This is a genomic window from Massilia sp. UBA6681 (assembly GCF_002454935.1).
Classification (GTDB): domain Bacteria; phylum Pseudomonadota; class Gammaproteobacteria; order Burkholderiales; family Burkholderiaceae_D; genus Telluria; species Telluria varians.
The window spans coordinates 1-12,020 of sequence record NZ_DKJX01000119.1 but is presented as its reverse complement, the minus strand read 5'-3'; the positions used below and the strand labels follow the sequence as shown (position 1 = coordinate 12,020).

Here is a 12,020-nt window from a genome sequence, read left to right as displayed (position 1 = left end):
TGCTGGTGGTGGACGACGAACCCGATTCGCTGGAACTGGTGCAGCGGGTGCTGGCCGAGAGCGGCGCCCGGATCGTGACCGCGACGGGCGCGGCGGATGCCCTGCGCATGCTCGAGCGCCACCGTCCCGACCTCCTGATCAGCGACATCGGCATGCCCCTGATGGATGGCTTCGAGCTGATCCGGCAAGTCCGGGCCGAGCGTGACAGGACCCTGGCCGGCGTGCCGGCGATCGCGCTCACCGCCTTTTCGCGCCGTGAAGACCAGCAGCGCGCCTTGGCGGCGGGCTTCGACGAATACCTGGCCAAGCCGCTGCGGCCGGCGGTGCTGTTGCAGACGGTGGTGGGGATGGCGGGACGCAGCGCCTTGAGTCGCTCGGCTTAAAGAGCGCCTAACAAAACCCCGAGGGCAAGGCGCATCGCCGCAGTGGCGGACCACGAAGACAGTACGCTAGTACGGCGAGACGATGCAACGCAGCCATCGGGGGAATTGCTAGGCGCTCTAAGGGTGGCAGTGCAGGTCGGGCAGCACCAGGTGCAGCTGCAGCTTGCGCTCCAGGCCCGGGTTCGTGCCCGCGGCCTCCACGCCCTCGACGATGAAGGCCCGGTTGCGGCCCGCTTCCTTGCCCTTGTAGAGCGCGCGGTCCGCCAGCGCGATCGCCTGTTCCCAGCCAAAAGCTTCGCTCGAGCCGAGCGGCAGCGAGACTGCGCCGGCGGTCGCGCTCACCGAGAGGGCGGTGCCGTCCTCAAGCAGCACCGGCGTGCTGGCGATGGCATTCAGGATGCGTTGCACCAGCAGCGGACGCCGGGCTTCGCTCACTCCCTGCGAATACACCAGGAATTCCTCGCCGCCCCAGCGCAGCACCATGTCCGTGTCGCGCACCACCCCGTTAAGGCGGCGTCCCACCTCGACCAGCACAGCGTCGCCGGCGGCATGGCCGTGCTGGTCGTTGATGCGCTTGAAGTGGTCGATGTCGAGCAGCGTGAAGCAGTCGTCGCTGGCGGCCTGCTGGGCGCGCATGCGGTCCACGAAGGAACGGCGGTTGTACAGGCCGGTGAGCGGGTCGTGCGCCGAGCGGTGCGCCAGCTCGGCGTTCAGTTCGGCCAGGCGCAAGCTGGTCGCCTGCGACTTCCGGTACAGCATGAACACGAAGGCGGACAGCAGCAGGGCGATGCCGGCGCCGAGCGAGGCCAGGGCCAGGCGCAGGTTGCGGTTGTCGATCTCGGCGTCCTTGAACGCGTTTTCCTGGCGCAGGCGGTCGATCTGGGCGGCGCGCTGTTTCGCATTGAACTGCTCCTGCAGTGCGGCGAAGGCCTTGTCGCGGCGCTCCAGTTCCAGCGATTCCTGGATCTTCTCGCGCTCGCGCACCGTCTGCAGCGCCTGCTTGTGCAGGCCGGCCCGTTCCAGGGCTTCGCCCTTCTCGGCCAGGATGTTCGACACCGCCAGCATGGCGCCGGCCTTGCGCAGCTCCTGCGCGGTGCGGTCGATGTGGACCGTGCCTTCGGCCATCCGGCCCTGGCCGAACAGGGCGAAACCGAGGTTGGCATAGACCATCTGGATGATGCTCTGGTCGGTCACCGCCTCGGACAGCGCCACGGCGGCGCGCGCGGCGCGCTCGGCCTCGACCCAGCGCTGGGCCCGCAGGTAAGCGTCGGAGACGTTACCCAGCACGCTCGCCTCGATCCAGCGCAGGTCGTGCTTGCGCGCCAATGCCAGGGCGTGCTCGAAGGCGGCGTGCGCCTGCGGCAGCTGGCGTAGGGTGACGTAGGCGCGGCCGTCGAGGAAGTACATCAGGGCTTCGACCCGTGGCGGGAGATCCTCGCCGGCGCGCGCCTCGCGGTAGGCGCGCGTGGTGTCGAGGGCCTTGACCGGGTCGCCGCTGTTCACGTACAGGCGCGCCAGGGCCAGGCGCAGGTCGGCTTCGCGCGGACTCCACAGCTTCGGGGTGCGCTGCACCAGTTCGAGGGCGCGCAGGTAGTGCGCAAGGGCGCGGTCGTGCTGGCCGGTCGTGTTGTAGATCGCGCCATACGCCGTTTCGGCATTCGCTGCGAACTCGGTGCTGTGCAGCTCGCGGTACTCGGTGTTCAGGGTTTCCAGCAGGGCCATCGCACTGGCCGGGTCGTTGTCGTTGAGCCGCTTGTGGACCCGCCCCAGGCTGGCCAGGGCCAGCTGCAGGGCGTCCCCCTCGCGCGTGGCGAGACGGATGATGCGTTCGTCGACCGCATAGCTGTCCGCCAGCCGGCCGGCGTCGATATGGATGCGGCGCAGCAGGCGCAGGTAGGCGACGTGCAGGGCATAAGGTACGCCCTCGGTGAACGCGGGCGCTTCCGCCAGCAGGCGCGCGCGCGCATCGGGATTGCTGCGCTCGGCCAGCTGGCCCAGCTCGCGCAGGCGCAGCTCCGCCGCGACCGGACCTGCCGCCCCGGCATGCGCGCCCGGGACCGCGGCGGCGCAGGCCAGCGCCAGCAGCAGGGCGGGCAGGGGCCGGCGCCAGGTGCGCATCGCCTGGTGCGATGCCTGTCGAGTCGTCATGGTGCGCAGCTGCAGCAATAGATGGGGTGCGTGGGAGGGCCCAAGGGCCCGGCGCCGCCGGCCGCGGCGACAGGAAGATTATGTTCTGTTGACTTGTGGAAATCAAGCAGCGCCGCGCGGCCAGGATGAATACGCAACGGTCGTGGTTTTTTGATTGAAACAAAAGAATTATTCGGTTTTCATTACTTTACTTTGATTCCGACTAGCAATCTGGTGATAATGTCACGTCTGCGGCTTCGGGCAGGAGCGGAAGCGGCAAGAGGCGAGAGTCGGTTCACGGGTCGGGCATGCGGTCTAAGCGGCCGGATGGCGAGCACGCAGGGCATACGGTGCAGCGGCAAACACAAGACGCGGAACCATACTATTTTTTGATTGGAGAACCAGTAGTGAGTCTTTTCAGAACCAAAAATCTTGACACGATGGTCGCGGCGGCCCAGACGCCGGGCGGCCTCAAGAAAGTGCTCGGTCCGTTCGACCTGGTGCTGATGGGCATTGGCGCCATCGTCGGCACCGGCATCTTCGTCCTGACCGGCACCGGCGCCGTCACCGCCGGTCCGGCCCTCACGCTCTCCTTCATCATCGCCGCCATCGCCTGCGGCTTCGCCGCGCTCTGCTATGCCGAATTCGCCTCGAGCGTGCCGGTAGCGGGCTCGATCTACACCTACAGCTACTTCACCCTGGGCGAGATCGTCGCCTGGATGATCGGCTGGGACCTGCTGCTCGAATACGGGCTCGCCACGTCGGCGGTCGCGGTCGGCTGGTCGGGTTACTTCCAGTCCTTGCTCAAGGGTATCGGCATCGTCCTGCCGGAAGCGCTGCGCGCGGCGCCGGGCGCACAGCCGGGCGTGGATACCCTGTTCAACCTGCCGGCTTTCCTGATCATGATGTGCCTGACCTTCCTGCTGTCGCTCGGCGTGCGCGAGTCGGCGCGCCTGAACAACGTCATGGTGATCATCAAGACCGGTGTCGTCATCCTGTTCATCGTCGTCGGCGTCAACTACGTCAAGCCGGACAACTGGCAGCCCTTCATGCCGTTCGGCGCAGGCAGCGTCCTGAGCGCCGCGGCGCTGGTGTTCTTCGCCTTCATCGGCTTCGACGCCGTGACCTCGGCGGCCGAGGAAGTCAAGAATCCGGCGCGAGACCTGCCAATCGGCATCATCGGTTCGCTGGCCGTGTGCACCGTGCTGTACGTGGCCGTGGCGGCGATCATGACCGGCATCGTGCCCTACATGCAGTTCGAAGGCGTCGACCACCCGGTCTCGCTGGCGCTGCAGGTGGCGGGCCAGGACTGGGTCGCCGGCTTCGTCGACCTGGCCGCGATCCTGGGCATGAGCACCGTGATCCTGGTGATGGCCTACGGCCAGACCCGCATTCTGTTCGCCATGTCGCGCGACGGCCTGCTGCCGGCCAAGCTGTCGGAAGTGCATCCGAAGTACGGCACCCCGTACTTCGCCACCTGGATGGTCGGCATCATCTTCGGCCTGATCGCCGCGCTGGTGCCGCTCGGCGTGCTGGCCGAACTGGTCAATATCGGCACCCTGGCGGCGTTCTCGCTGGTCTCGGTGGCGGTGATCATCCTGCGCAAGAAGCGTCCGGACCTGCCGCGCGCCTTCCGCTGCCCGGGCGTGCCGGTGATCCCGGCGCTGGCCATCATCTTCTGCCTGGTCCTGATGTCCTTCCTGAGCTGGCACACCTGGGTCGCCTTCGGCATCTGGATCGCCATCGGCCTGGCCGTGTACTTCCTGTACGCCCGCCAGCGCTCGCTGCTGCACAAGCAGTAATCTGTCGTAGCGACACCCTGAACGCCCGGTCCACGCGAGTGGCCGGGCGTTTTCCGTTCCGGCGGGCGTTCGCCCTCCGTGGTAAGCTTGCCCGCAGTTCTACTAACGGAGAATGCTTCCATGAGCGCCATCGTGCTCGGCAAGGGCGACGCCCTCCTGATCGTCGACCTGCAGAACGACTTCCTTCCCGGCGGCGCGCTGGCCGTGCCGCGCGGCGACCTCGTCATCGCCCCGATCAACGCGCTGATCGACCTGTACCACGAGCGTGGCCTGCCCATCTTCGCCTCGCGCGACTGGCATCCCGAGGACCATTGCTCGTTCACGGCCCAGGGCGGACCCTGGCCGCCGCATTGCGTGGCGGCCACCGAGGGCGCCCTGTTCAGCGAGGCCCTGCAGCTGCCCGAGGAGGCGATCGTGATCTCCAAGGCCCTGACGGCGGCCGAGGATGCCTACTCCGCCTTCAACGGCACCGGCCTGGCGCGCAGCATGCTTGCCGACGGCATCACCCGGCTGGCGGTGTGCGGCCTGGCCACCGACTACTGTGTGCTCAATACGGTGCTGGACGGGATCGAGGCCGGCTTCGAGGTGCTGCTGGTGCTTGAGGCGACCCGCGCCGTCGAAGTTAAGCCCGGCGACGGCGGCCGCGCCATCGCGCGCATGCTGGCCAAGGGCGCGGTGCCGGTGCGGCTCTCGGCCGGCCAGCTGGTGGCCGACGTGGCGCTCGGCGCCCGGCTCTAGGTACAGCCCGGCCCGCTTGCCCTGCTATGCGCGCCAGCGCACGGTGCGGCCCTGCCAAAGGCCGTAGCCTGCCGGTTCCTGCCTGCCACCCGGCGGGCCTACCAGCAAGGGGAATCGAATGGCAACGGTCGGCGACTTCCTGCTCGAACGCCTGCGGCAATGGGGCGTACGGCGCATCTTTGGCTATCCAGGCGACGGCATCAACGGCATCATGGCCGCCTTCGGGCGCCAGGAGGCCCTCGAGTTCATCCAGACCCGGCACGAGGAAATGGCAGCCTTCATGGCCTGCGGCCACGCCAAGTTCACCGGCGAGGTCGGCGTCTGCCTGGCCACCTCGGGACCGGGCGCGATCCACCTGCTGAACGGTCTCTACGACGCCAAGCTCGACCACCAGCCGGTGGTGGCCATCGTCGGCCAGCAGAAGCGCGGCGCGCTCGGCGCCAGCTACCAGCAGGAAGTCGACCTCGTCAGCCTGTTCAAGGACGTCGCCGGCGAGTACGTGCAGATGGCAACGTCGAGCGAACAGGTACGCCACCTGGTCGACCGCGCGGTGCGCATCGCCCTCAGCGAGCGCTGCGTCACCTGCGTGATCCTGCCGAACGACCTGCAGGAGGAAGACGCGGTACCGAACCCGCCGCGCGAGCACGGCTACACCTTCAGCGGGATCGGCGCCGGCAGCCGCGCGCTGGCGCCGCCTGATGAGGCGCTGCGGGCGGCGGCCGCGATCCTCAATGCCGGCAGCAAGGTGGCGATCCTGGCCGGGGCGGGCGCTCATGGGGCGCATGACGAACTCGCCGAGGTGGCCGAACTGCTGGGCGCCGGCGTGGCCAAGGCCCTGCTGGGCAAGGCCGTGCTGGCGGACCATCTGCCCTTTGTCACCGGATCGGTCGGCATCCTCGGCACCCGGGCCAGCAACGCCATGCTGCAGGATTGCGACACGCTCCTGATGGTGGGCTCGAGTTTTCCCTACGCCGAATTCCTGCCGCCCGAAGGGCAGGCGCGCGGCGTCCAGATCGACATCGACGGCCGCATGCTGGGACTGCGCTATCCGATGGAGGCCAACCTGATGGGCGACGCCAGGGCCACGCTGCGCGCCCTGATTCCCCATCTCGAACGCAAGGGTGAGCGCGCCTGGCGCCGGAAGATCGAAGCCGATATCGTGGACAGCCGGCGCCAGCTGGCGCAGAAGGCCCTGGAGCCGGCCAAGCCGGTCAATCCGCAACGTGTGTTCACCGAACTGTCGCCGCGCCTGCCCGAGCGCGTGATCCTGGCGGGCGATTCCGGCTCGGTGGCGGCCTGGTATGCGCTGCACCTCGATCTGCGTCCCGGCATGCTGGCCTCGCTGTCCGGCACGCTCGCGACCATGGGTTCGGCCGTGCCCTACGCGCTGGCGGCTAAGATGGCCCATCCGGACCGCCCGGTAATCGCGCTGGCCGGCGACGGCGCCATGCAGATGAACGGCATCAACGGCCTGGTCTCGGTCGCCTGGCACTGGCAGCACCGCCCCTGGCCGAACGCGGCCTTTGTCGTGCTGGTGCTGAACAACCGCGACCTGAACTTCGTCACCTGGGAGCAGCGCGGGATGCAGGGCGAACCGAAGTTCCAGCCGTCGCAGCTGCTGCCCGATTTCTCCTACGCCGAGTATGCGCGCATGCTGGGCCTGGCCGGCGAACGCATCGAGGACCCGGAACAGCTGGGGGCGGCCTGGGAGCGGGCCTTGGCGAGCGACAAGCCCTTCGTGCTGGAAGCGGTGGTGGACCCGAACATCCCGCCGCTGCCGCCGCAGACGGTCGAGAAGCAGCGCGAGCAGTACGAGGAGGCGATCGGGAAGGGCGACAGCGAGGCGGTGGATGTGCGGCGCGGCGCCGATGCGCAGTCCGATTCTTGACCATTTGGTAAGATTCTGGCTGACCCGTTTTTGTATTTTTGTAATCCCTTTCTTACATACTCACAGCGCCGCTACCGATTCTGTGTACATGGTCCAGGCCGGATAATGTTGCAATCGTCCCAAGAGACCAACAATGCCATCCGAGACCATGAATTCGATGCTGTTTGCAAGCGCCACCGATGTCGCAGTACCCCACGTTCCCGCCACCCGGGAACGCGCGAAGCCGCTGTACTTTTCGCTGTACCAGAATCCGCAGGCGCATCTGGACGAGGCGCGTGCCTATGTCGCCGACCAGGTTGCCGCCGTGCAGGCGCTGCCGGCCGACCTGCCGTCGAACATCGCCGAGCTGCCGGCCTGGGTCGAGGAGCGCACCGATGCCGTCGGCGCCCAGTACCGCGAGTACCTGGCCGCGCGCAAGAACGGCGCGCCGCGCCGCTACTTTACTTGCCGCGCGCACGCCCTGTACTTCATCAAGGCGGTGGCCCCGACCAAGCTGGTCGACGGCGCCTGGCTCTACGGCCTGCTCAAGCACTGGGACAACCCGGCCTACCACGAGCTGATCAAGACCTACCTCGAAGAGCTGGGCGAGGGCGCGCCAAGCAAGAACCACGTCACCATCTACCGCAAGCTGCTGGCCACCCATGGCTGCGAGGGCTGGGAACACCTGGATGAGGATCACTTCGTGCAGGGCGCGATCCAGCTCGCGCTCGGCCACAACACCGAGCACTTCCTGCCCGAGGTGATCGGCTACAACCTCGGCTACGAGCAGCTGCCGCTGCACCTGCTCATCACCTCGTACGAGCTGAACGAATTCGGCATCGACCCGTATTACTTCACGCTGCACGTCACCGTCGACAATGCCGCCAGCGGCCATGCCCAGAAGGCGGTGCAGGCCCTGACGCAGCTGATGCCGCGCGTGGGCGACCGCGAAGCCTTCTATCGGCGCGTGCTGGACGGCTACCGCCTGAACGACATCGGCGCCAGCACCACCTCCTGCATCGCCGAGTTCGACCTGCAGGCCGAACTGGTGAACATCCTTGCCGCCAAGAGCGGCGTCGGCAAGAACATGCACTCGGATTACTGCCGCGTCGCCGGCCGCTCGGTCAACGACTGGCTGGCCCTGCCATCGCAGATCCCCGACTTCCTGGCGGCGCTGGAAAAGGCCGGCTGGATCAAGCGCGGCGAAGAGGTCGAGCACAGCCGCTTCTGGCGCCTGGTGCAAGGCGAGAAGGCCGAGATGTTCGGCGTCTTCAACGCCTATGAACAGCAGGTGCTGCGCGACTGGATCCAGTCGGCCCCTGGCGGCGAGCGCGCCGAAGGACCGCGCCTGCTCACCTGGCGCGCACGCCAGCGCACCCTGGACAACCTCGGCGAGCACGCGGACCGCAGCGCGCATTTCCCGGAACGGGGCCTGATCCGCCGCCATCCGCGCCTGGAAGCGCCGGACAACGAACTGCGCCTGCTCGAGGAGAAGGTGGCCGGGGCTGCCGGCAAGCAGGAAGCGATGGAACTGCTGGGCGCCCTGATGTCGCCGGAGGTCCACCACACGGCGGCCGGCCTGATGGCCACGCGCATGTACACGCGGCTGTTCGACGCTTGAGGACGCCGCCACCGGAATTCCCGCGCGCCGGCCACAGCCGGCGCGCTTAATAATTATTACAAGGATCTATTTGTGCAAATCCTGGAACAGCGCTTCCTGCGTGGACCCAACGTCCACGCCGACTCTCCCTGCCTGCTGAGCGTGATCGACCTGCAGGACCTGTATGGCATCTCCTCGAAAGACATCCCCGGTTTCAACGACGCCCTGCTGGGCGCGCTGCCTTCGCTTGCGGGACAAATCCTGCCGATCGGCCAGCGCGGCGGCTTCGCCCAGCGCCTGCGCGAAGGCACCTACCTCGGCCGCGTGATCGAGCAGGTGACGCTCGAGCTGCAGACGCTGGCCACAGGCGAGTCGACGTCGCCGGCCAGCTACGGGCGCACGCGCCCGGTCGCCGGCCGTCCCGGCGTATTCCGCATCGTCTGCGCCTACCAGTCCGAGAAGCTGGTGCAGCCCGCTTTCCAGCTGGCGGTGGACCTGGTCACCGCGTTTGGTAACGAGGAAGACTTCGACCTGGCCCCGCGCCTGGACGAGCTGCGCTCGATCGCCGCGCGGCATGCCATCGGCACCAGCACCGCGGCGGTGCTGGCGGCGGCGCACGAGCGCGGCATACCGACCCAGCGCATCACCGAGGACGCCAACCTGTTCCTGCTGGGCTGGGGCGTCAAGCAGAAGCGCCTGCAGGCCACCACCACCGGCGACACCAGTTTCATCGCAGTGAAGATCGCCAGCGACAAGCAGCTCACCAAGACCCTGCTCAAGGAAGCGGGCGTGCCGGTGCCGGAAGGTTCGGTGGTCACCTCCGCCGAGGATGCCTGCCGGGCCGCCGCGCGCATGCGGGCGCCGGTCACGCTCAAGCCGCTCGACGGCAACCAGGGCAAGGGCGTCACGGTCGACTGCCGCGACGACGAGCAGGTGACGCGCGCCTTCGAGTTCGCGCGCCAGTACGGCCGCCGGATCATCGTCGAGCGCTTCGTCGAGGGCCGCGACTACCGCGTGCTGGTCGCCGGCGGCCAGGTGGCGGCGGCCTCGATGCGCCGCCCGGCCCACGTGGTCGGCGACGGCCTTGCCACTGTGCGCGAACTGGTCGAGCGCGAGAACGAGAACCCGGCGCGCGGCTCCGGCCACACCAACATCCTGACCAGGATCGCGCTCGACGACCATGCGGCCGACATCCTGCGCAAGCAGGGCTTCGACTTCGACAGCGTGCTGCCGGTCGGCGTCGCGGCCGAACTGCGCGGCAACGCCAACCTGTCCACCGGCGGCACCGCCGAGGACGTAACAAGCCTGCTGCCGGAATCGACGCGCCTGCTGTGCGTCCGGGCCGCCGCCAAGATCGGGCTGGACGTGGCCGGCATCGACATCGTCTGCCGCGACATCGCGCTGCCGCTCGAGGCCCAGCGCGGCGCCGTCATCGAGGTCAACGCCGCGCCCGGCATCCGCATGCACCAGTATCCGAGCGCGGGCGAGCCGCGCGACGCCGGCGACGCCATCGTGCAGGGGCTGATGGGCGAATCAAGCGGGCGTATCCCGCTGATCGCCGTCACCGGCACCAACGGCAAGACCACCACCACGCTCCTGATCGCGCACACGGTGCGCCTGGCGGGCAAGGTGACAGGCGTGACCACCACCGAAGGCGTCTTCATCGACGGCAAGCAGGTGGCCAAGGGCGACTGCACCGGCTACTGGTCGGCGCGCACCGTGCTCGGCTCGCCCGACGTCGAGGTGGCGGTGCTGGAGACGGCGCGCGGCGGCATCCTCAAGCGCGGCCTGGCCTTCGATCGCTGCGACGTCGGCGTGGTGCTGAACATCGCCGCCGACCACCTCGGCCTGGACGGCGTCGACACCGTGGAAGACCTGGCCCAGGTCAAGGCGGTCGTCGCCACCTCGGCCTCGCGCGCCGTGGTCCTGAACGCCGAGGACCCGCTGTGCGTGGCCATGGGGCGCCGCGCCAAGCCGGAAGCGGAGATCGTCTACTTCTCGATGGACCCGGAAAGCCCTGTGTTCCTGCAGCACCTGGAAGACGGCGGCCGCGGCGTCTACCTGCAGGACAACGCGGTGGTGGTCGCCGACGGCAACCTGCACCAGGAACTGGTGCGTGTCGAAAGCATGCCGGTGGCCTTCGGCGGGCGCGCCCGCTTCAACATCGCCAACAGCCTGGCGGCGGCGGCGGCCCTGATGGCTTCAGGCTTCAGCAACATGCAGATCGCCACCGGCCTGTCTACTTTTGTGTCGAACGGCCGCACCAATCCGCTGCGCACCAATATGTTCGACATCCGCGGCGTGACCGTGATCGTCGACTACGCGCACAACCCGGCGGCCTACAAGGCGATGGCCGAGATGGCGCGCGCCCTGCTGCCGGGGCAGCTGGTGGGCATCGTCACCGCCCCGGGCGACCGCCGCGACGAGGACCTGCGCGAGGTCGGCCGCGTGTGCGGCGCGCGCTTCGACGAGCTGGTGGTGTACGAGTCGCAAAGCCGCGGGCGCGCGGTGGGCGAGGCGGTCGACCTGATCCTCGACGGCGCGGAAGAAGCGGCCGGCATGAGCGACACGTTGCACCGGGTGATCGAGGTGGGGGAGGCGATCCGCCACGGCCTGAGCCTGTGCCGTCCCGGCGACGTGCTGGTGTTCGCCTGCGGCTCCTCGCTGCAGGTGTTCGTGGATGCCTTGCGGGTCAATGATCCGGAGAGTGCGGACCTGGTGGCGGCGCAGGTCTGAGACCCGCGCCAACGAAACAGCGGCCTGCGGGCCGCTTTTTTGTTGGGGTCAGGTCAGAAGAAGAACTGCAGCGCCAGGGTCCAGACGTTGGGCTTGAGGACGTCCGGCTTTTTCATGGGCAGGCGCTCGTACTCGAGCGTGACGGCGGCGTTCGAGGTGATCGAATACTGCAGACCGAAGGCGCCATAAGCGCCGGTGTCGGTCTTCTTGCCGAGCGCGCTTGGGGCCGGCGGCGGCAGGGCCGGGCGGCGGGTCTGGGCCACGCCCACCTTGCCGTAGGCGCTCAGTTTCTCGGTCAGCGGGATGCTGGGCTTAACGGCAATGTACATGCCATAGCCGTTCTTCAGGTCGACGGCGCCGCCTTCGACCGCCAGGCGCTTGCCGAACTGGTAGCCGCCGAACACCTTCGGGCTGGCGTTGGTCGCCGCGCCGACGTAGTCGACGCCGGAGACCGCCACGCCGGCGTAGGCTTGCCCCACGCCGGCGCGCACCGGTTCGGCAGCCTGGACGGCGCCGGCGAATGCCATGCCTGCGAAGAGAACGGCCAACACTTTCTGCATACCTTTTCCTTCCGAATTCGAGCCGGTCCGCTGTCGTGAGGAGCGGGCCGGGTTACGGATGAGCAAGGTAACAGTTGAATGCACGCATTAAAATAGCAATTTGTAACTAATTGCAAAAGTTTGGCGCATTCATGGCCAAGGATTTATCAGTTTAAGTAATGCTTAAGCAAAACGCCCCGTGCAGGGGTAATGCCGTTCAGTTAAGGT

8 protein-coding genes are annotated in these 12,020 nt (G+C 67.8%); 6 read left to right on the top strand and 2 right to left on the bottom strand.

Translation table 11 applies throughout. The features are described from left to right. The coding region (locus tag B2R83_RS21895) for a response regulator (protein WP_292044970.1) at nucleotides 1-383 on the top strand (383 nt) is incomplete at its 5' end. Between the two features lie 117 nt (nucleotides 384-500). Here the strand turns inward: B2R83_RS21895 and B2R83_RS21890 are convergent. Continuing rightward, complete coding sequence (locus B2R83_RS21890) at nucleotides 501-2,531, bottom strand: tetratricopeptide repeat-containing diguanylate cyclase (RefSeq protein ID WP_292044967.1); 2,031 nt, start codon at nucleotides 2,529-2,531, stop codon at nucleotides 501-503. A gap of 386 nt (nucleotides 2,532-2,917) precedes the next feature. On the opposite strand from B2R83_RS21890, the gene B2R83_RS21885 reads away from it, so the two are divergent. The 5 genes from B2R83_RS21885 (at nucleotide 2,918) to cphA (ending at nucleotide 11,253) form a co-directional block, all read left to right on the top strand. Beyond that, nucleotides 2,918-4,312 (top strand): amino acid permease, encoded by a 1,395-nt coding sequence (locus tag B2R83_RS21885; RefSeq protein WP_292044965.1) that lies wholly within the window; start codon nucleotides 2,918-2,920, stop codon nucleotides 4,310-4,312. A 120-nt stretch (nucleotides 4,313-4,432) separates the two neighbouring features. Continuing rightward, nucleotides 4,433-5,050, top strand: coding sequence for an isochorismatase family protein (locus B2R83_RS21880; RefSeq protein ID WP_292044963.1), 618 nt, complete (start codon nucleotides 4,433-4,435; stop codon nucleotides 5,048-5,050). 118 nt (nucleotides 5,051-5,168) lie between these two features. Next, nucleotides 5,169-6,938, top strand: coding sequence for a thiamine pyrophosphate-requiring protein (locus B2R83_RS21875; RefSeq protein ID WP_292044961.1), 1,770 nt, complete (start codon nucleotides 5,169-5,171; stop codon nucleotides 6,936-6,938). Between the two features lie 133 nt (nucleotides 6,939-7,071). Then, nucleotides 7,072-8,538 carry an iron-containing redox enzyme family protein gene (locus B2R83_RS21870; RefSeq protein ID WP_292044959.1) on the top strand — a complete coding sequence of 489 codons (1,467 nt, stop codon included), beginning with the start codon at nucleotides 7,072-7,074 and terminating at the stop codon, nucleotides 8,536-8,538. A 72-nt stretch (nucleotides 8,539-8,610) separates the two neighbouring features. Next, nucleotides 8,611-11,253 (top strand): cyanophycin synthetase, encoded by a 2,643-nt coding sequence (cphA, locus tag B2R83_RS21865; RefSeq protein WP_292044957.1) that lies wholly within the window; start codon nucleotides 8,611-8,613, stop codon nucleotides 11,251-11,253. Between the two features lie 53 nt (nucleotides 11,254-11,306). Here the strand turns inward: cphA and B2R83_RS21860 are convergent, their stop codons facing one another. Further along, a complete protein-coding gene (locus B2R83_RS21860) occupies nucleotides 11,307-11,813 on the bottom strand; it encodes an outer membrane beta-barrel protein (protein ID WP_292044955.1) in 507 nt (168 codons plus the stop codon). Nucleotides 11,814-12,020: the final 207 nt, after the last annotated feature.